Below are 18,866 nucleotides of genomic sequence, written 5' to 3' on the forward strand. Positions count from 1 at the left end.
ACAGGAGTATGGAAGCGGTCGGGGAATCGTGGCGATGTGGCCAATATCGGAATCGCAGTAGCAATTCTTCCGTTATTCCGGGCTTTTGCGTAGGATCATCACCATAAGATGGCTTTCTGGCCTCAGCGATGCGGCGCACGGGATTTTCATCGAAAGAATTGATAATTTCGAAATAGTTGTTACGGTGCGGCTCGATCGCGTCGCCGCCCGGGCTGCCGAGGCGGATGCAATGAGACGCGGAACAACCACGTGACAGAGACGAGCAGACGGAGAGGCGAAACCCGCGCTGGCGATGTCCTTCACCGCATGCGGCAGGACATAGTTGGGTGCGTGCTCGGGCCGGGAGAGAGGCTGCGGTTCGAGGCGTTGCGGGAGCGCTACACGGTGAGCTTCTCGACCTTGCGCGAAGCCTTGTCCTGCCTCGTGGCGGAAGATCTGGTGCTGGCGCAGGGCCAGCGTGGCTTCATCGTCGCTCCCATATCCATCGATGATCTCAATGACCTCACCAATGTCCGGGTTCTCGTCGAACGGGAGGCGCTCAGGCGCGCCATGCTACGCGGTGACGATGCCTGGGAGGCGGCCATCATCGGGACCTTTCATCGCATGGAACGATTTCAGCTGCGCGTCGGCAACCAGTATTATCTCGACGAGGAATGGTCGACGATCCACGGTGCCTTCCACTTGTCGCTTGTGAGCGCATGCCAGTCGCCCAATCTTCTGCAGATCCGCGAAAAACTGTTCGCGCGTGCCCATCGCTACCGGCGTATGTCCTCCCAGTTCCGGACGAGATGGCGCGAGAAGGACGTCGAGCACAAGGCGATCATGGAGACTGTGGTCGCGCGCGACGAAGGTGAGGCACTCGTTCTCATCGACCGGCATATCCGGGAAACGACCGAAAACGTGATCGAACATGCCGGCCATTTGTTTGCGCCGTCCAGCGCCGGTTGGCAGCTTTCGCGCGACGGCAACGATCGCGTTTCGGATAAAGTTACGAAATAAGCTTGATATTTCGAAAAAACTGTGCGACCACCGATCTGAACTCGGGAGGAGGCTCATTCGCGCGCTGAAAAGCTCGGCGTGCGCACCGGGTTGAACGAAAGGGAGGTATCCACGTGACCACAATTCCGGCGACGATGAAGGCTGCGCGCATGCATGAGGTGGGCGGCCAGCTCAAGATCGAAGAGGTGCCGCTCCCCAGACTTGGCTCGATGGACGTGCTGGTGCGGGTCCGCTCGTGCGGCATCGTTCCTAACCTGGCCAACATCCTGGCGATGTGGCCGACCTGGTTTCCCCACATGCCGCAGCCGCCGCTGCCAGCGATCTTCGGCCTCGATCCGGCCGGTGAGATCGCGGCGGTGGGCAGCCAGGTCCACAATCTGAAGCCCGGCGATCGCGTCTATGTCAATCCGGGGCGCTCCTGCGGCAGCTGCCGCCATTGCCGGCGCGGCGACACGATCTCCTGCCGCCACTACGCCTTCCAGGGCTATTTCGGCTTCAGTCACGACGCCCTGCAGACATTCGAAGACTACCCGGTCGGCGGCATTTCCGAATACATGGCCGCGCCGGCATCGGCGATCGTGACGCTTCCCGACAACATGACCTTCGACCAAGCGGCACGGCTCGGCTACATGGGCACCGGCTATTCCGCTCTGAAGAAGGCGCAGGTCGGCCCCGGCGACACGGTTCTTGTCAACGGCATTTCCGGCACGCTCGGCATCGCGATCGCGGTCTTCGGGCCGTCCTTCGGGGTCAAGAAGATTCTCGGCACCGGTCGCGACAGGAAGCTGCTGAAGGAGATCGAAGCGCTTGCCCCCGGCATCATCGAGACGCATTCGCTGGAGGACGGAATGCCCGACGAATGGGCCCGCTCCAAGACGGCGCAGGGCGAGGGGGTCGACGCCTTCATCGATTGCAACGGCCCCGGCACGTCGCACGAGCCCTTCCTGGCAGGGCTCAAGGCGCTGCGCCGCGGCGGTGTCGCCGTCGACATCGGCGCCGTCATGGGCGCTGTTTCCATCGACGTGCACATGATGATGGACCGCAATCAGCGGCTCATCGGTTCGGCATGGCTGACGACCTCGGAGGGCCAGGAAATGGCTGACCTCGTCGGGATCGGGAAGGTCGACCTGGGTCTCCTGGAAACCCATGCGACGCCAATGGAGAAGGTCAACGAGGCCATTTCGGGCATCGCCGTGCGTCATGGCGGCTTCTCGAATTTTGTAATCCATCCATAGTTGTATACGTAATGGTATGCTGATACCAGCTGGTATCTGAATTATTCCTCGGGAGGATAAGACATGAGCACTCGCCGCGTCGTCACCGGAAAGAACGCCGCAGGAAAATCTCTATTCATCAGCGATGGCGCCTCGCCACGCGAGATGGCGTTCCAGCACACGCCCGGTTTCATTTCTTCCCCGCAGTGGAGGATCGACGGGACGCCGGATCTGGCCAAACGGGACGGTGCCGATCCGATGGCGAGCGAGGGCACGATGCTCGCTTCGGTCGGGGGCTCGGTGTTCTGGATGATCACCTTTCCGCCGGACAGCGTGATGATGTCGCCCGACTGGAAGCCCGAATTGGCGGGTCCGGAGCATCTGAAGGCCGCGCCCGGCATCGCCGAACGCTTCGAGATGGACAATCCCGGCATGCACCAGACGCCGACGGTCGACTACGTGACCGTCGTCAAGGGCCGGCTTGTCCTCGAACTCGACGACGGCGAGACCGTTGAGCTGAAGCAGGGCGATACAATCGTGCAGCAGGGCGCGCGTCACGCCTGGCGCAATCCCTTCAACGAGCCGGTGACGGTCTCGGTCGTCATGCTTGGTGCGAAGACGGCATAGGCGGTTCTCGAGCAGGCCAGCCATGCGGCGCGGTCTGTGGCGGGCAAGGCGTTGCCGTGCTCCCCTTTGCGCGCCACCGGTCACTCCCGCCCGGTGCTTGCCGTCCGCCCGTCAGGCGGTCACACCTTTGTCCGAGTCATCGCTGCCGAGATTCTTCTCGGCGACCTCGGCCAGTATCTGGCGGGCCCAGCGGTGCAGGCCGGAGTGGTGCGTACGCTCGGTCCAGTAGATGTCGACCTGGATGAAGACGTCCATCGGGAAACGGCGCAGGGCAAGCCTGTCCGACAGGCGACGCGCCAGCCGATACGGAATGGTCGCGACCAACTCCGAGCCGGGTATAAGCCGTTCCAAGATGTCGTGGCTCGACACGGTGACCTCCGGCTGCATCTCTACGCCAGTTGCGCGCAGCGCGGCGAAATAGAGGGCTTCCCAGCGTCCGTTATGCGTGACCGCGACATGCCGCGAGGCGCAGTAGCGGTCGAGTGTCAGCGTTCCCCGCGCCAGCGGGTGCGCCGGGTCCATGACGCAAGCGTAGTGATCGGTGAACAGTTTCCTGCGGTAGTAGATGTCACCGAGGATCGCAACCGGTCCAAGCACGATGTCGCACGTGTTCTGCTTCAACTGCTGCTTGCCGTCGACAGCGGATTCGAAGATGTGGATCGTCGCTTTCGGCGCCTCCTTCTGCGCCCTGCGCACGAAGTCGGGAATGACGAACATGCGCTCGTGGTGGTTGCAGGACACCGTCACGCTGCCCTCGGCCGTGGCCGGGTGAAAACCCGACGGTGAAGACAGCGCGGCCATCTGCTCAAGGATTCCGCGCGCCTGCTGGGCGAGCTGTTCACCTTTGTCGGTTGCGACGATCGAATTGCCCTGGCGGACGAACAGCGGATCGTTGAAGGCCTTTCGCAACCGCTTGATGGCGTAGCTTATGGTTGACTGGTTGACGCCGAGAAGCTGGGAAGCGTCGGAAAACGAGGCGCGGTCCTTGACGGCGACAAGCGTCTGCAGGGCCGCGAGGTCTACACTGGCAAGGTCGTCGGACAGCACGACATTTCTCCTCCATGTAAATTTTCGATGACCTCTATCTAACCCATCGCATTGCTGCATGCACGCGGATCTCGTACCTCGTTTCCCGACAGGGAGGAAACCATGTCCGAAGCCGTGAAAGTGATTGACGACGTCCCGTTCGCAGACCTGCTTGCCAATCCGTATCCAATCTTCAAACGCGTCCGCGACCTCGGGCCGGTCGTCAAGGTCGAGGCGGCGAACATCATGATGGTCACGCGCTTCGATGACGTCATGGCCATCGAACGCGATCCCGAGACGTTTTCCTCCATCAATCCGCAGTCGCTGCTGAACACCGTGATCGGGCCGAACCTGATGCGCAAGGACGGCGAAGACCATGCCCGCGAAAGGGCGGCGATAGATCCGAGTCTGCGTCCCGGGGTCGTCAAGCGGTGCTGGGCCGACCCGATGCGTACCATCTGCGATGACGTCATTTCGCAGATCGAGCACAAGGGTGAGGCCGAGCTTTTCGAAGAACTCGCCGCGCCGATCGCGGCGCGCGCGCTGGCCGACATCCTGGGTTTCGACGGCGTCGACTGGCGAACGATGGCACTGTGGTCGCAGTCGCTCATCGACGGTTCCGGCAACTATTCGCACGACCCTGAGATCGCGCGGAAGGCGAAGGACGCAGCCGGTGGCGTCGAGAGCGCCGTCGACAGGATGCTACCCCATCACCGGGACAATCCAAATCCTTCGATGCTGTCATCGATGCTTCAAGCCGATCCTCCCCAGACGGTCGAGCAGATCTACGCCAACATCAAGGTGGCGATCGGCGGCGGGCTGAACGAGACCCGCGACTCGATCCTGACGCTGATCCTGGGTCTGCTGCAGAACCCGGACCAACTCGCGCGCGTTCGCGCCGAGCCTTCGCTGTGGGGGCAGGCTTTCGAAGAAGCGGTGCGCTGGATTTCGCCGATCGGAATGTATCCTCGCCGCCTGACCCGCGACGTCGAGATTTCGGGCACGCTGGTCCGCAAGGGCGAGCAGGTGGGTCTGTGCGTCGGCGCCGCCAACCATGACGACCGTCGTTTCAGCGATCCGGAAAAGTTCGACGTCTTTCGGGAGAAGAAGTCCCATCTGGCGTTCGGCGCCGGGTCGCATTTCTGCGCCGGTACGTGGGTGTCGCGCGCGCTGGTGAGCCAGATCGCCGTGCCGATGGTGTTCGAACGGCTGCGCAATCTTCGGCTCAAGGATACGGAACTCGTTCGCGTCCGGGGCTGGGTGTTTCGTGGCCCCACGCACATGCCCGTCATCTGGGACGCTTGAGGGAGAGAGACATGCCAACGATCAGATTCCTGCTCGCGGACGGCGCGGAACTCGCCGTTGAGGCCCAGAACGGCCGCAGCTTGATGGAAACCGCGCTTGAAAACAGCGTTCCGGGCATCATCGCCGAATGCAACGGCTCGGCGGCCTGCGCCACATGCCATGTTGTGCTTCCCGCAGAAATCCTGTTGGCGCTCGGACCGATCAGCGAGCATGAAAACGACATGCTGGACTTCGCCGAAGCGCCGCGCGAATCCGGAAGCCGGCTGAGCTGCCAGATCAAGGTCAGCGACGCGCTGGACAATATTTCCGTCCGCGTTCCGGCCGCCTAGCGGTTGAGGCCCACCATGTCCCTTGACGCCGATCATCGCGCCGCGCCCCAGCCTGGCAACGAAAGCAGCATCGTGATCGTCGGAGCGGGACAGGCGGGCCTGTCCACCGCCGAAAAGCTGCGGGCAAACGGCTTTGCGGGATCACTCACGCTGATCGGGGAGGAGCCGGATGCTCCTTACCAGCGTCCCCCGCTGTCTAAGGCCTATCTTCTCGGCGAACTCGAGCGGGACCGGCTGAAGCTGAAAGCGGAGGACTGGTACGCAAAGAACCGGATCGCGTTGCGACTGGGAGTGCGCGTCGCATCCATCGACCGTGCGCGGCGGCGCATGTGTCTGGCCGATGGCGCCATGCTTAATTACGATCGTCTGGTGCTCGCAACCGGGGCGACCGCCCGAAAGTTGCCGCAGGCGATCTCGCGAGGCCTTGGCGGCATCTTCACGATCCGCACGCTCGCCGACATCGATGGGTTGCGGCCGGCACTTGAAAAGCAAGGCAGGCTCCTTGTCATCGGCGGCGGATATATCGGGCTTGAGATCGCCGCCGTCGCACGTGGGCTTGGCATGGCCGTGGATGTTGTGGAAGCCGCCGATCGCCCGCTCGCGAGGGTAGCCTCGGCGCAAACCGCGACAGCGGTCGAGGCGCTCCACCGCTCCCGAGGCGTGACGTTTCATCTCGGCAAGGCGGTGAGTGAGTTGCTTGGGGCGGACCGGGTTGCCGGCGCCAGGCTGGGCGACGGCACGATCGTCACGGCCGACGTTATCGTGGCAGGGATCGGTGGCATGCCGGAAACGGCGCTGGCGGCAGAGGCGGGCCTCGCCATCGACAACGGCATCACCGCCGACGCATACGGGCTCACCGACGACCCGTTCATCTGGGCCGCCGGCGATTGCGCTAATTTCTCCTTGCCCGAAGGCGGGCTGCGGATGGAGAGCGTCGGCAACGCGATCGACAGCGCCGACGTGGTCGCCCGCAACATCATGGGCGCGCGCCAACCCTACAGACCGAAGCCGTGGTTCTGGTCGGATCAGTTCGATCTCAAGCTGCAGATCGCGGGCCTTTCCAGGCCGGGCGATACGGTGGTTGTCAGGCAGGGAGCGGGGCCGGGACGGTCGCACTGGTACTACCGAGAAGGGCAGCTTGTCGCCGTCGATGGGCTGAATGCGCCACGCGACTATCTGATCGGCAAGCGCCTCCTTGCCGCGTCGGCCAGCCCCGATCCCGCTCAGGTGGCGGATCCGGTGCTGGCACTTGAGGCCTTGGCGAGTGCCTCGAAATGAGGCTGCGCCCGAGTAAGGCGGCGTTCCATGTCGCCTCGGGCGGACAAGCAGGAAGTAGGGCTCACCGCAGAGTTGTCGGCATTGACATTCTAAAGCGTATCTGCATACTAGAAAGTATCTTAAATGATGCGGTGCGGAACCGGTTTTCCGCAGTGCGGCCAAATCAGCAACCTTCGGGGCCATGAAGCACAAGGGGCTGACAGGGAATATCGTCACTCAGAGAAAATAACGAAAATATGTAAGTTTACGAAATTTGCTGGATCATCAGAGGAAAATGGCCTAAGCAATTTCCGCTAGGGGGAGGTCGATCAACTCGTTCTTCGCAGCTGCGAGGCGAGTGCAGCGCCCACCGCAACCAGAACTGGGAGGAATTTCGATGTTGCGACGCAGTTTCAATTTACTCATGCTTTCGGCGGCCTTGGCGGCTGGCACGTTCGGCGCCGCGTTCGCGCAGGACCCGGTCAGAATCGGCGTCAGCGCATCCAAGACCGGGCCGCTTGCGGGCGGCGCGTCAGGTGTGCTTTGGCCGAACATCAAGCTGTGGGCCGAGAAGGTGAACAAGGCCGGTGGCCTCAAGGTCGGCGATCAGATGCGGCCGATCGAGATCGTCGAATATGACGACAAGTCGTCGCCCGAAGAGGCGGTCAAGAACATCCAGCGTCTTGCCACCCAGGACCAGGTCGACCTGATCATCCCGCCATATTCGACAGGCCTCAATCTCGCGACCGCCCCGCTGATCGCGAAATATGGCTACCCGCAAATCGTCTCCACCGGCAATGCCAACGATCTCGATCAATTCGTCAAGCGCTGGCCGAACACCTTCTGGCTGCTCGGCCCGGCCCAGGGCATCGCCGACGGCATCGTCGGCACGCTCAAGGATCTGCGCGACGCTGGCAAGATCGGCAACCGGGTCGCGGTGGTCAACGTTTCCGATGCTTTCGGCCTCGAAATGATCAAGACCGGCAAGCCCGCGCTCAAGCAGGCCGGCTTCGATGTCGTCTACGAGACCTCCTATCCACTCGGCAATCAGGACGTCGCTCCGGTGATCGCCAGCGCCAAGGCGGCCAATCCCGACGCCTTCATCGCCTATTCCTATCCGCCGGACAGCTTTGCTCTCACCGAGCAAGCGCAATTGCAGAAGTTCGACGTCAAGGCGTTCTTCGTCAGTGTCGGCGGTAATCTCGACGGATACGGAAAGCGCTTTGGCGCCGCTGCCAACGGCATCCTGATCATGGGCGGCGTCAATGCGAGCGACCCCGTCTTCCAGGCCTACCGCAAGGAGCACCTCGCGGTGACCGGCCAGGAGGCGGACTGGTGGGCGAGCCCTGTGGCCTATGCCAGCCTGGAGATTCTGCAGCAGGCCGTCGAGCGGGTCGGAAGCCTGGACAAGCAAGCGCTCAACAAGGAAATCCAGTCGGGCACCTTCAAGACCGTCATTGGCGATATCCACTTCGAGAACAACATCAACAACAACAACTGGACGGTGGGCCAGTGGAGCGATGGCGTCGTGCATGGCGTCAGGGCGACCGGGAACCTCCAGGGCGCGCAGCAGCCGGTGCTCAAGCCCGTCTGGCCCAGCAACTGATCCGATCCTCCCGGCGGCCTGGCGTCCTCGTGACGCCAGGCCCGTGACTGCGAGAGTACAATGCTCATCCTGCTGACAGGCCTGCTCCTTGGGGGCACCTATACGCTCATCGCGCTCGGGCTCACGCTCCAGTACGGCGTGGCGCGGATCATGAACCTCGCCAATGGCGAGACGCTCGTTGCCGCATGCTTCGTCACATTCTGGCTGTATACAGGCTTCGGGATCAATCCGCTCCTGGGCCTGCTGGTGATCGGCCCCGGCGCCTTCGTCGTCAACTGGCTGATCTATGCCTGGCTGATGCAGCCTCTGGTGAAGCGGGCCAAGAATCGCGGCATGCTCGAGGTCGACTCCATACTGGCGACCTTCGGACTGCTGTTTCTGTTCCAGGGGCTGATGCTGCTGGCCTTCGGCGGGTCCTATTTCAATTACGAGTTCCTCGCCCAGCCATTCACGATCATGGGCAACTCGTTCGGCCTGAACCGCGTCGTGGCCTTCGTCGCCGCCGCCGTGATTGCCGTGGCTCTCTACGTCTTCCTCTACCACACCGACCGCGGCACGGCGGTTCGCGCCGTCGCCGTCGATCCGCGCGCGGCAAGTCTCGTGGCGATCGACGTGCGCAAGACCGCGGCGTTCGGCTTTGCGCTCGGAGGAGCGATCACGGCCTGCGCCGGCACGCTGCTGTCGACTTTCTACACGTTCAATACGTCGATGGGCGTGATCTTCACCATGAAGGCGTTGATCATCGTGATCATGGGCGGCGTCGGCGACGTTCGCGGCGCGGTTCTTGCCGCTCTCGTCCTGGGCGTGACCGAGACGCTCGTCGCCAGCCTGCTGGATCCCGGATTGACGCTGGCTGCCAACTACGCCCTCTTCATCATCGTTCTGCTGTTCCGGCCGCAGGGCATCTTCGGAAAGCGGCCGGCGTGATGAACATCCCGCGCAATGAACTCCTGGCTCTTGGTGCCGGCCTTGCCGGCGCGGCTGTGCTGGCCTTCCTCCCTTTGGTCACCGAAGGGTTCTGGCTGTCGCTCAGCGTGAACATCATGCTCTATGCCGCCATATGCACGGCCTGGGCGCTCTTTTCCGGGCCGACGCACCTTGTCTCGCTGGCGAGCGCTGCCTTCTTCGGAGTCGGAACCTATTCGGTCGCGATCTTCATCGACGTCCTGCCTTTCCCCGCGCTTATCCTCATCGCGATCGTCGCCGGCGCCTTGCTGGCCACACTGGTCGGATTGGCGACCCTCAGGCTCTCGGGGGTCTATTTCGTGATCTTCACTCTCGGCCTTGCCGAACTCCTCGGCCAGATCGTGACCTGGGTGCAGACCAATTTCGGCGGCACGATCGGCCTCTACGTCTTTACCGATTTCACTGAGACGCATCTCTACTGGATGCTGCTCGCGCTGACGGTGGTCGTGTTCGTGACCGGATGGCTCGTCAACAGGTCGAGACTGGGCTTGGCCTTGCGCATCATCGGCAATGACGAAGCCGTGGCGCGACATGTCGGCGTGGATACCGCTCGCACTAGGGTCATCCTGTTCGCGGTCTCCGGGGCCTTCATTGCCGTAGCCGGAGCGATCATGGCGCCTCGCTACGCCTACATAACGCCGGACGCAGCGTTCAATCCGATGACGTCCTTCCTCGTGGTCATCATGGCGCTGCTCGGCGGGACTCGCCGCCTTTGGGGACCCCTGGTCGGCGTCGTCCCCTTCACCGTGGTGATGGACTTTATCTCGGGCCATTTCCCGAACCAGACGGCGGTGATCATGGGACTCGCATTTCTGGCGATCGTCTATGTGCTTCCCGACGGGGTAACCGGACAACTGGAAACCCTGTTCCGCCGCCGCCGCTCCATCGACAAAAGTCCGCTGGCAACGACCGCCGAGGAGGGCAGATGAGCGTTCCGCTGTTGACCGTAGATCGGGCGCGCAAGGCCTTCGGTGGCCTTGTCGCCGTCAACGACGTGAGCTTCGAGGTCGCCAAGGGCGAGTTGCTCGGGCTGATCGGCCCGAACGGCTCGGGCAAGACCACGATGCTCAACCTGATATCGGGGGCGCTGTCGCTGACATCGGGCGCCATCCTGCTGTCCGGCAAGCCCATCGCCGGGCTGGCGGCTCACAAGATCGCCCGCATCGGGGTCGCCCGAACCTTCCAGCTGGTGCGCGTCCTGCCATCGATGAGCGCGCTGGAGAATGTCGTCGCCGGCGCCGTCTTCGGGCACAACAGGCTCTGGGGCGACGAGGCGCTGGCGCTCGCCCGCGAGTTGCTGGAGCGGGTGGGGTTGAAAGGTCGCGAGGAGGTTCCCGTCGCGGCGATGACCTACATCGACCAGAAGCGGATCGAGCTCGCTCGTGCCCTTGCGGGAAACCCTCATGTCCTGCTGCTCGACGAATGGCTCGCCGGCCTCAACCCGAGCGAGTTGGGGGTCGGCATCGAGCTTATCCGCGAGATCAGCGCGCAGGGCCGGACGATCATCATGGTCGAGCACGTGATGGATGCCATCCGTTCGCTTTGTTCACGCTGCGTGGTCATGAATTCCGGCATCAAGATCGCCGATGGCAGCTCGGCCGATGTCCTGGCCGACCCGGAGGTCGTCCGTGCCTATCTGGGAGACGACGATGCTTGAGGTTTCCAATCTCGGCGTCCGTTACGGACGGCACGTCGCACTGGAAGGTGTTTCCGCACGCGTTTCCAAGGGCGAGATCTGCGTTATCCTCGGCGCCAACGGCGCTGGAAAGTCCAGCTTCCTCGGCGCCGTCGCAGGGCTTGTCGGGACGGAGCCCGGCACCAGGATTGTCATGAACGGCAAGGATGTCACGAAACTCGATGCCCATCTGATGGTGGAAGAGGGGATCGCGCTCGTTCCGGAGGGCCGAGGCATCTTTGGCGAACTCACCGTGGCGGAGAACCTGCGGCTTGGAAGTCATGCCAGGCGCGCGAAGGCCGATGCGCGCAGGACGCTCGACTTCGTCTACGGGTTGTTTCCCCGGCTTGCCGAACGTCCTCGCCAACTGGCGCAGACCATGTCCGGCGGCGAACAGCAGATGGTCGCGATCGGCAGGGCGCTGATGTCCAAGCCGGACATCCTGATGCTGGATGAGCCCTCCCTCGGGCTGTCGCCGCTGCTGTCCAAGGAGCTGTTCAAGTCACTGGCCACCATTGCCGGCGAAGGCTTCGGCATCCTGCTTGTCGAGCAGAACGCGCGGCTGAGCCTCAAGACCGCCGATCGCGGCTACCTGATCGAGACCGGCAGGATCGTCGGGGAGGACACTGCGTCGAACCTGCTCAACGACGCAAAGGTCATGAGCGCCTATCTCGGCGCCTCCACCACGATGGCCGCGCACTAGCTCGCCGCCGCTCGCCAAGCACGAATCCGACCCAGGAAAGAGGATGCTCCATGCGCTTGCTTGAAACCGAGATCGTCATCGACGCGCCGCCGCAGACCGTGTGGGCCGTGCTGGACGACCTCGAGCGTTACCCCGAATGGAATCCGGCCTTGCCGGCGTTACGCGGACGCACGATCGTTGGTCAGCGCGTCGTCGGTACGCTGCGTCAGCCTAATGTTCCCGAGCGCGAGGTCACACCGACCATCACCCGCATCGTGGGCGCGCGGGAACTTCGCTGGCTGAGCCAGGCGCCCGGCGGCGTGTTCAGCGCGGAACACATTTTCATCCTGGAGCCGACCAGGAATGGCGGCACTCGGGTGCGCCACAACGAGGTCTTCGATGGCCCGATGGCCGATGAGCGTTGGCCCAGCATCGATACCAATTTGCGATCGGCCTATCTCGACTTGAACCGCGCGCTGAAGGCGCGGGCGGAGGCGCTGCGCGACCAGACGGCCGTGCTGCACCCGGCCGTCGGGCGGGACATGTCGGCTTCGCCGGTCGGCGCGTTCAGCGCGCGCTGCAAATGTGCCAGCGCACCGGTGGAGATCGCGGCGGATCAGGCCGTGGCGCACAACCATTTGTGCGGCTGTTCGAAATGCTGGAAGCCTGCCGGTGCCGTCTTTGCGCAGATTGCCGTTGTCCCGGCCGGCAGCATCTCCGTCATGGCGCAGGGTGATAAACTCGAGGCCGTGGACGCCACGCAGAAGATCGAACGCCACCGTTGCAGATCCTGCGGGACACATATGGTCGGCAAGGTGTCCGATCCGGATCACCATTTCTACGGCCTCGAATTCGTGCATCCCGAACTGGCGACGGATGGGCACCAGCCGAAGATCGAGTTCGTGGCCTTTGTGTCTTCGCTCGTAGAGACCGGGATGCCGGCGACCAGCATGGCCAGCGTGCGCGGCACGCTGGCCCAAGCGGGGATTCCCGCCTATGACGCATTCTCGCCGGAGCTGATGGACATCATCGCCTGGCACAAGGTGAAGCTCGCAAAGCCGACCGTCTAGCGGCCACCGTAGAACCGGCCTGACGTCGCAGGCCGGTGTCGATCGAAATTGGAGAACACGCATGAAAACCCGCGCCGCAGTCGCTGTCGCCGCCGGAAAGCCGCTGGAGATCATGGAGGTCGACCTCGACGGCCCCCGCGACGGCGAGGTGCTGGTCGAGATCAAGGCGACCGGCATCTGCCACACCGACGAGTTCACGCTGTCGGGCGCCGATCCAGAAGGCCTGTTTCCGGCCATCCTCGGCCATGAGGGCGCCGGCATCGTCGTCGATGTCGGCAAGGGCGTCACGAGCGTCAAGAAGGGCGACCATGTCATCCCGCTCTATACGCCGGAATGCCGGCAGTGCCCGTCCTGCCTGTCGCGGAAGACCAACCTGTGCACGGCGATCCGCGCCACGCAGGGCCAGGGCCTGATGCCCGACGGTTCGTCGCGCTTCGCGATCGGCAAGGACAAGATCTTTCACTATATGGGCTGTTCGACCTTCTCCAACTTCACCGTGCTGCCCGAGATCGCGCTGGCCAAGGTCAATCCCGACGCGCCCTTCGACAAGATCTGCTACATCGGCTGCGGCGTCACCACCGGCATCGGTGCGGTCATCAACACGGCCAAGGTCGAGCAAGGCGCGACCGCCGTCGTCTTCGGCCTCGGCGGCATCGGCCTCAATGTCATCCAGGGCCTGAAGCTTGCCGGCGCCGACATGATCATCGGCGTCGACTTGAACAACGACAAGAAGGCCTGGGGCGAAAAATTCGGCATGACGCATTTCGTCAATCCGAAGGAGATCGACGGCGATGTCGTGCCTCACCTCGTCAACATGACCAAGCGCGGCGCCGACCAGATCGGCGGCGCCGACTACACCTTCGACTGCACCGGCAGCACCAAGGTGATGCGCCAGGCGCTGGAAGCGTCGCATCGCGGCTGGGGCAAGTCGGTCGTCATCGGCGTCGCCGGCGCCGGCCAGGAGATCTCGACACGGCCGTTCCAACTGGTCACCGGCCGCACCTGGATGGGCACCGCCTTCGGCGGCGCACGCGGCCGCACCGACGTGCCGAAGATCGTCGACTGGTACATGGACGGCAAGATCCAGATCGACCCGATGATCACCCACACGCTGAAGCTCGAGGACATCAACAAGGGCTTCGACCTCATGCATGAGGGCAAATCGATCCGAAGCGTCGTCGTTTACTGATCGGTATGAGCCAGACGCCGCGCTGAAAGCCCTGTGCTGAAAAAATGCGGTGCTTCTCCAGGATCGGCGGAAGCCGCGCGGCATTCGGAACACCCGTTGGTCGGTCCACCAAGCTTGCTGCGATCACAACCGCTGCGGTAGATACACCGGCATGGTTGGCGTTTGGCGGAGAAGGAACACATGCCAGAACAGATGAAACTGATTTCCGCAGCCAAATCACACGGCGGTGTCCAAAGTGTCTATTCCCACGCTTCGGATGCCTGCGGCTGCGAAATGACGTTTGCCGTTTTCGTGCCGCCTCAGGCGGCGCAAGGTCCGCTGCCGGTCGTCTGGTACCTGTCAGGATTGACCTGCACGCATGCCAACGTGATGGACAAGGGCGAGTACAGGCGTATGGCCGTCGAACTCGGCCTGATCGTCGTTTGCCCTGATACCAGCCCGCGCGGGGCCGATGTTCCGGATGAAAAAGACAACTGGCAGTTCGGCTGCGGCGCAGGTTTCTATGTCGATGCGACGCAAAAGCCCTACGCCGGAAACTATCGCATGTATTCCTATGTCACCGAGGAATTGCCGGCGTTGATCGCACGGGAATTTCCCGCCGACATGACGCGCCAGGCGATCTTCGGCCATTCGATGGGCGGGCATGGCGCGCTGACGATTGCGCTCAGAAATCCCGCCCGCTTCCGAAGCTGCTCGGCGTTCGCGCCGATCGTGCAGCCGACCACTGCCGGCTGGTCGCGGCCGGCGTTCAAAAAGTATCTCGGCGGCGACGAAGTGGCATGGCGCGGGTATGACGCCTGCGCGCTCGTAGAGGACGGTGCGCGCTTCCCGGAATTCCTGGTCGACCAGGGCACGGCCGATGGATTTCTGCAGGACGGTCTGCGGCCGTGGCTGTTCCAGGAGGCGTGCGACCGGGCAGGCATCAGGCTCGTCCTGCGCATGCAGGAGGGCTACGATCATTCCTACTTCTTCATTTCGACCTTCATGGACGACCATCTGCGCTGGCATGCCGAGAGGCTGCTGCCCGACGGCTAAGACCATACGCCCTGTTTTTCACTCGTCGGACGGCGGGTACCCGCACGCTCAGGGCGACAGGTTTGATTATTTCGAAAATCCACAGTAATCTCCGCGCTAATTCAATGCGGAGTCGTATGCATGGCTAACACCGTCAGGCCTGCCGGAGAGACGCGCGCCGGGGATGTGTTGGCGCGCATGCGGAGCGACATCATCAGCTGCGCCTTGAAGCCGGGAACCAAGCTGCGCTTCGAAACGCTTAAGGAGCTGTATGAAGTAAGCTTCTCCACCTTGCGCGAGGCCCTCTCGCGGTTGGTGGCCGAGGGCCTGGTTGTCGCGGAGGGGCAGCGCGGTTTCCTGGTCGCACCGGTCTCGCTGTTTGATCTCAACGATCTGACGGATGTCCGAGTGCTCATCGAAAGGCAGTGCATCGGGTTGGCGATCGATCGTGGTGACGATCGCTGGGAGGCGGACATCATGGCCAACTTCCATCGGATGGATCGCCTGCAAAGCCGGCTCGGCGCGAGCTACTATCTCTCCGACGACTGGGCCGCGTTGCACAGTGCCTTCCACCTTTCCCTGGTCGTTGCATGCGGCTCGCCCAACCTGCTCGAAATCCGGCAGAAGCTCTTCGAGCGCGCCCACCGCTACCGCAGGATGTCCTCGCAGTTTCGCCCTCAATGGCGCGCCAAGGACGTCGAGCACAAGATGATCATGGATCGGGTCATCGCCCGTGACACGGCCGCGGCCCAGGATCTGATCGAGCGGCATATCCGCGAGACGACCGAGAATGTCATCGCTCATGCAAGCCACCTTTTTGCGCAAGGCGGTATGGGCGATTCTTTCAGGCGCAAGGATCCCGTGGCGGCGGAATAGGTCACGGCAAGTCTCACCGGCGCAATCCGCCGACGAGAGTTTCTCAATTGGCCGGAAGGAGGCGGACCGCGCCGATGCGCGCTCCGCTCCCGGCCGTTGCGCGGAACCGAGGTACCCGGCAGCCCTGTTGCCTGCCGGAAGCTCACCGCTGGTTCAGGAACGGGCACGCCCTTCAACCTGAACAACGAGACTCACATCGTCGCCGATCATTCCGAGCGCGGCTTTCATGCCGAAGTCGCTGCGTTTAATCGAAGTGCGCGCGCTGAAGCCGACAACGTGGCTCTTGTCCCACGGGTTTTGGCCTTCCTTGTTGAAGGTGACGTCCAGCGTGACGGGTTTCGTGACACCGGCGATCGTCAGATCGCCCGAGATCGTTCCGGTCTTCGCGTCGGCCGCCTTGAATTCATGCCCGACAAAAGTGATCTGCGGGAACTCCGTCGCATTGAACCAGTCCGCGCCCTGGATGTCGCTGTCTCGCTGCGTATTGTTGGTCGAGATGCCGGCAACTTTCACCGCAACCTCCAGGCTGCTTTCCGTCGGCTTCGTCGCGTCGAACTGGAACGAGCCCGAGAATTCCTTCGCGATTCCGATCACCTGCGAGAAGCCGAGATGGTCGATGAAGAAAGCGATCCCTGAATGCACGGGATCGATATCGAACGTCCCGGCCGCTGCCCTTTCGGCGGTCAGCGGCAGCCAGGCGATGGCGGCGGCAAGCAAGGTGGTGCGCAATAACTTCGACATGGTTGTGATTTCCTCCCTGTTGATGGTTCCGACAGTCCTCCCGGGTCATACCGGGAAGCTTGAGCCGTACCGCGCGATCACAGTCGCCAGGGATGCGCCGACAGGCAGCAGGCACATCCCGGCAAATGCGGCGATTCGGACGACTTTGTTCGTGGCGCGGACCCGGCGCAGAACCGGATCGACGACGAAAGGCGTGACAAAGACCAAAGTGAGCACGGTCAGCGCCAGCAAGTCGGTCTTGCGTGTGATGAGCGTGACGGTTTGTGCGACCGCGATCATGCCTCCTGCTCCTCCCAGGAGGGATGCGGAGCGAAATCCGAAATTCGGATTTGAGATATTGGCGGCGACAATGGCCGCGATGGCGGCTGCAAAAAACAGGCTGAGCTGGAAGCTGGTGGACGATGCTCCCAGCAGCGCGATCGGCGCAAACCCGACGCATGCCGCGCCGAGCAAGGCGGAGCGTCTTGTGCCGGATTCGTCCTCGGCGTTGCCCGCCCCACGGGAAAGGCCATACATCACCAGCAGGCCCCATAGCGCGGCCGCCGCCACGTCCAGGAGCGCATCGGGCAGGCGAGCTGTTCCGATATACGCTGCGGACACGATCGGCTGGGCAAGGACGAGTGCGCGACCGAGCCGGCGACGGCCGGCGGCCTCGGCCAGGACACCGAGCGCCGTTCCGATCAGGGCCACGTAGAAGATCTTGTTGACCGCGCCTGCTGGCGGAAAGGACGACGGCACCTTGTTGTAGGCGAGCCAATAGGCTACCAGGAAAGCGGCCGGCACCAGGAGATCCGTCCAGACCCGGCCGGCGCGGAGCCAGCGCAGCAGCCCAGCAGCGACAAGCGCCAGCAAACCCGCCGCAACTATGCCCAGGATCAGCGCTTCTTGTGGCGATCGCGCCAGGCCACTCATATCAGCAGTCCGTCAGTGCTTCGAACTGCCGGCCGCGGATGCCGGCGATACTCCGAGCAATAGGCATACGTCCTCCCTCCCGGCTTGATGTTGCACCAGCCGATTCACCGATCGATGTGTTGACATACCGATTGTTCTTTAGATACCAATGCGTATCTGAATCTTATATGCCTGTCAATGTGGATGGTGCCTGCACCGGACGTTTCAAGGGAGGATATCGTCATGACCGATTTGGAGCCTGCCGGCCTCATCGACCTTCGGCTCGCGGGCGGCGCGCAGGGGTTCAACTGGCTTCCTGTCTTCGTTGCAGACGAACAGGGCCTTTTCGACAAGCACGGCGTCCGCATCGTCTACAAGCGGATGGGCAGCGTCGAAAAGGCCACCGCAGCCGTTCTCGAGGGCGAAGCGGACCTGGCGATCACACCGCCGGAAGGCGCCGTCGCCGACTTCGTCAGGGGAGGAGAGCTGCGTATCGTGGCAGCCAACGCCGTGCGCCTGCCGATGTCCATTGTGGCGCACCCAGGCATTGGTTCGCTCGCAGGGCTTAGGGGCAAGACGATCGGCACGTCCTCGCTGACGGAGGGCACTGCTATCTACACGCAGATCATGCTGGCCGCGGAAGGGCTGCACTATCCCGGCGACTACGAGTTTGCCTTGGCCGGCATTCACACCAAGAGGTGGGAGGCGCTGCAGGCAGGCGAAATCGACTGCGCTCCGCAGCCTGCGCCGTGGAACTTCCTCGCGCAGGACATGGGCTACAACTTGCTGGGCGAGGTCTGCGCCGCTATCCCCGAGATCGTTTTCACCGCCATCATCGGAAAGGCTTCCTGGCTCGGCGCGAACCGCGATGTGGTGACCAGCTTCCTCAAGGCGCTGATCGAGGCGCATGCGGTCACCAATGATGCGGCCAACCATGGCATCACCCTGCCGATCTTCCAGCGCATCACCACGCCCGACAGTGAATCCCTGGCGCGACGGGGGTTGGAATACATGCGCGGCATGGGCATGTGGCCGCAAGGGCTGGCCGTGCCAGACAAGGCGCTGAAGACGACGATCGACCTGATGGTCAGGGCGAACCTGCTCGACAAGTCGAAGCGCGACGCGGCTGAAGGCGTCTTCGACAGGCGCTATCTGGAAGGCGCTGCCTGACCACTGGCGGTCATATGTGATCGACCGTTGGCTTTGCCTCGTCATTCGACGTCGCGAGCTACGACAGCAATCGGGCGTGTTCAGGGGCTGGGGGCGACTATGCCCGGGGGGCTCGCGGGAGCTCGGGACACGACATCGCTTCCGCAGCCTCGATATCGAGGCCGCGGATCAAGGGAATCTGGATATGGCTGGCAGGCCGGTAGTCGGCGGCTCACCCATGCCGTGCCGG

19 protein-coding genes are annotated in these 18,866 nt (G+C 63.0%); 16 read left to right on the plus strand and 3 right to left on the minus strand.

Annotation, left to right across the window (positions count from 1 at the left end):
* The first annotated feature begins 249 nt into the window (after window positions 1-249).
* The 3 genes from AC1RZR_RS12060 (at window position 250) to AC1RZR_RS12070 (ending at window position 2,840) form a co-directional block, all read left to right on the plus strand.
* Entirely contained in the window at window positions 250-999 is a 750-nt protein-coding gene (locus AC1RZR_RS12060) for an FCD domain-containing protein (RefSeq protein ID WP_477269931.1), read from the plus strand.
* Window positions 1,000-1,112: 113 nt separating this feature from the next.
* A complete protein-coding gene (locus AC1RZR_RS12065; protein WP_477269933.1) occupies window positions 1,113-2,234 on the plus strand; it encodes an alcohol dehydrogenase catalytic domain-containing protein in 1,122 nt (373 codons plus the stop codon).
* Window positions 2,235-2,297: 63 nt separating this feature from the next.
* Window positions 2,298-2,840, plus strand: a complete 543-nt coding sequence (locus AC1RZR_RS12070) for a cupin domain-containing protein (RefSeq protein WP_477269935.1) — start codon at window positions 2,298-2,300, stop codon at window positions 2,838-2,840.
* A gap of 111 nt (window positions 2,841-2,951) precedes the next feature.
* Here the strand turns inward: AC1RZR_RS12070 and AC1RZR_RS12075 are convergent, their stop codons facing one another.
* Window positions 2,952-3,887, minus strand: coding sequence for a LysR family transcriptional regulator (locus tag AC1RZR_RS12075; RefSeq protein WP_477269937.1), 936 nt, complete (start codon window positions 3,885-3,887; stop codon window positions 2,952-2,954).
* 102 nt (window positions 3,888-3,989) lie between these two features.
* Between AC1RZR_RS12075 and AC1RZR_RS12080 the strand changes: the two genes are divergently transcribed.
* From AC1RZR_RS12080 to AC1RZR_RS12135, 12 genes are all read left to right on the plus strand, one after another.
* The gene (locus AC1RZR_RS12080) at window positions 3,990-5,171 is read left to right on the plus strand and encodes a cytochrome P450 (protein ID WP_477269939.1); all 1,182 of its coding nucleotides are present in this window, start codon (window positions 3,990-3,992) and stop codon (window positions 5,169-5,171) included.
* 11 nt (window positions 5,172-5,182) lie between these two features.
* On the plus strand, window positions 5,183-5,500 hold the full coding sequence (locus AC1RZR_RS12085; protein ID WP_477269941.1) for a 2Fe-2S iron-sulfur cluster-binding protein: 318 nt from the start codon (window positions 5,183-5,185) through the stop codon (window positions 5,498-5,500).
* 15 nt (window positions 5,501-5,515) lie between these two features.
* A complete protein-coding gene (locus AC1RZR_RS12090; RefSeq protein ID WP_477269943.1) occupies window positions 5,516-6,778 on the plus strand; it encodes an NAD(P)/FAD-dependent oxidoreductase in 1,263 nt (420 codons plus the stop codon).
* A 376-nt stretch (window positions 6,779-7,154) separates the two neighbouring features.
* Complete coding sequence (locus AC1RZR_RS12095) at window positions 7,155-8,363, plus strand: amino acid ABC transporter substrate-binding protein (protein ID WP_477269945.1); 1,209 nt, start codon at window positions 7,155-7,157, stop codon at window positions 8,361-8,363.
* Between the two features lie 60 nt (window positions 8,364-8,423).
* Window positions 8,424-9,290, plus strand: a complete 867-nt coding sequence (locus AC1RZR_RS12100; RefSeq protein ID WP_477269947.1) for a branched-chain amino acid ABC transporter permease — start codon at window positions 8,424-8,426, stop codon at window positions 9,288-9,290.
* Window positions 9,290-10,258: a branched-chain amino acid ABC transporter permease gene (locus AC1RZR_RS12105; RefSeq protein WP_477269949.1), complete on the plus strand. Its 969-nt coding sequence runs from the start codon at window positions 9,290-9,292 to the stop codon at window positions 10,256-10,258. The genes AC1RZR_RS12100 and AC1RZR_RS12105 overlap by 1 nt, the downstream gene beginning before the upstream one ends.
* Window positions 10,255-10,986 (plus strand): ABC transporter ATP-binding protein, encoded by a 732-nt coding sequence (locus AC1RZR_RS12110; protein WP_477269951.1) that lies wholly within the window; start codon window positions 10,255-10,257, stop codon window positions 10,984-10,986. The genes AC1RZR_RS12105 and AC1RZR_RS12110 overlap by 4 nt, the downstream gene beginning before the upstream one ends.
* Window positions 10,979-11,707: an ABC transporter ATP-binding protein gene (locus tag AC1RZR_RS12115; protein WP_477269953.1), complete on the plus strand. Its 729-nt coding sequence runs from the start codon at window positions 10,979-10,981 to the stop codon at window positions 11,705-11,707. The genes AC1RZR_RS12110 and AC1RZR_RS12115 overlap by 8 nt, the downstream gene beginning before the upstream one ends.
* Window positions 11,708-11,757: 50 nt before the next feature.
* Window positions 11,758-12,756: an SRPBCC family protein gene (locus AC1RZR_RS12120; RefSeq protein WP_477269955.1), complete on the plus strand. Its 999-nt coding sequence runs from the start codon at window positions 11,758-11,760 to the stop codon at window positions 12,754-12,756.
* A gap of 61 nt (window positions 12,757-12,817) precedes the next feature.
* The gene (locus AC1RZR_RS12125) at window positions 12,818-13,945 is read left to right on the plus strand and encodes an S-(hydroxymethyl)glutathione dehydrogenase/class III alcohol dehydrogenase (RefSeq protein WP_481828564.1); all 1,128 of its coding nucleotides are present in this window, start codon (window positions 12,818-12,820) and stop codon (window positions 13,943-13,945) included.
* A gap of 180 nt (window positions 13,946-14,125) precedes the next feature.
* The gene (gene fghA, locus AC1RZR_RS12130) at window positions 14,126-14,980 is read left to right on the plus strand and encodes an S-formylglutathione hydrolase (protein WP_477269959.1); all 855 of its coding nucleotides are present in this window, start codon (window positions 14,126-14,128) and stop codon (window positions 14,978-14,980) included.
* 120 nt (window positions 14,981-15,100) lie between these two features.
* Entirely contained in the window at window positions 15,101-15,835 is a 735-nt protein-coding gene (locus AC1RZR_RS12135; RefSeq protein ID WP_477269961.1) for an FCD domain-containing protein, read from the plus strand.
* 153 nt (window positions 15,836-15,988) lie between these two features.
* Here AC1RZR_RS12135 and AC1RZR_RS12140 read toward each other — a convergent pair whose 3' ends face one another.
* Together AC1RZR_RS12140 and AC1RZR_RS12145 are read right to left on the minus strand one after the other, a co-directional pair.
* Complete coding sequence (locus tag AC1RZR_RS12140; RefSeq protein ID WP_477269963.1) at window positions 15,989-16,552, minus strand: YceI family protein; 564 nt, start codon at window positions 16,550-16,552, stop codon at window positions 15,989-15,991.
* Window positions 16,553-16,621: 69 nt separating this feature from the next.
* Window positions 16,622-17,488 carry a hypothetical protein gene (locus tag AC1RZR_RS12145; RefSeq protein ID WP_477269965.1) on the minus strand — a complete coding sequence of 289 codons (867 nt, stop codon included), beginning with the start codon at window positions 17,486-17,488 and terminating at the stop codon, window positions 16,622-16,624.
* A gap of 222 nt (window positions 17,489-17,710) precedes the next feature.
* On the opposite strand from AC1RZR_RS12145, the gene AC1RZR_RS12150 reads away from it, so the two are divergent.
* Window positions 17,711-18,637 (plus strand): ABC transporter substrate-binding protein, encoded by a 927-nt coding sequence (locus AC1RZR_RS12150; protein ID WP_477269967.1) that lies wholly within the window; start codon window positions 17,711-17,713, stop codon window positions 18,635-18,637.
* Window positions 18,638-18,866: the final 229 nt, after the last annotated feature.

It is taken from the genome of Mesorhizobium bavaricum (assembly GCF_056781655.1).

Bases quoted from the DNA above. Each gene is read 5' to 3' on its own strand.
- AC1RZR_RS12110 (WP_477269951.1), top strand. From the start codon at position 10,255: ATGAGCGTTCCGCTGTTGACCGTAGATCGGGCGCGCAAGGCCTTCGGT.
- AC1RZR_RS12120 (WP_477269955.1), top strand. From the start codon at position 11,758: ATGCGCTTGCTTGAAACCGAGATCGTCATCGACGCGCCGCCGCAGACC.
- AC1RZR_RS12135 (WP_477269961.1), top strand. From the start codon at position 15,101: ATGGCTAACACCGTCAGGCCTGCCGGAGAGACGCGCGCCGGGGATGTG.
- AC1RZR_RS12105 (WP_477269949.1), top strand. From the start codon at position 9,290: ATGAACATCCCGCGCAATGAACTCCTGGCTCTTGGTGCCGGCCTTGCC.
- fghA (WP_477269959.1), top strand. From the start codon at position 14,126: ATGCCAGAACAGATGAAACTGATTTCCGCAGCCAAATCACACGGCGGT.
- AC1RZR_RS12085 (WP_477269941.1), top strand. From the start codon at position 5,183: ATGCCAACGATCAGATTCCTGCTCGCGGACGGCGCGGAACTCGCCGTT.
- AC1RZR_RS12090 (WP_477269943.1), top strand. From the start codon at position 5,516: ATGTCCCTTGACGCCGATCATCGCGCCGCGCCCCAGCCTGGCAACGAA.
- AC1RZR_RS12125 (WP_481828564.1), top strand. From the start codon at position 12,818: ATGAAAACCCGCGCCGCAGTCGCTGTCGCCGCCGGAAAGCCGCTGGAG.
- AC1RZR_RS12100 (WP_477269947.1), top strand. From the start codon at position 8,424: ATGCTCATCCTGCTGACAGGCCTGCTCCTTGGGGGCACCTATACGCTC.
- AC1RZR_RS12115 (WP_477269953.1), top strand. From the start codon at position 10,979: ATGCTTGAGGTTTCCAATCTCGGCGTCCGTTACGGACGGCACGTCGCA.
- AC1RZR_RS12070 (WP_477269935.1), top strand. From the start codon at position 2,298: ATGAGCACTCGCCGCGTCGTCACCGGAAAGAACGCCGCAGGAAAATCT.
- AC1RZR_RS12080 (WP_477269939.1), top strand. From the start codon at position 3,990: ATGTCCGAAGCCGTGAAAGTGATTGACGACGTCCCGTTCGCAGACCTG.
- AC1RZR_RS12145 (WP_477269965.1), bottom strand. From the start codon at position 17,488: ATGAGTGGCCTGGCGCGATCGCCACAAGAAGCGCTGATCCTGGGCATA.
- AC1RZR_RS12150 (WP_477269967.1), top strand. From the start codon at position 17,711: ATGACCGATTTGGAGCCTGCCGGCCTCATCGACCTTCGGCTCGCGGGC.
- AC1RZR_RS12095 (WP_477269945.1), top strand. From the start codon at position 7,155: ATGTTGCGACGCAGTTTCAATTTACTCATGCTTTCGGCGGCCTTGGCG.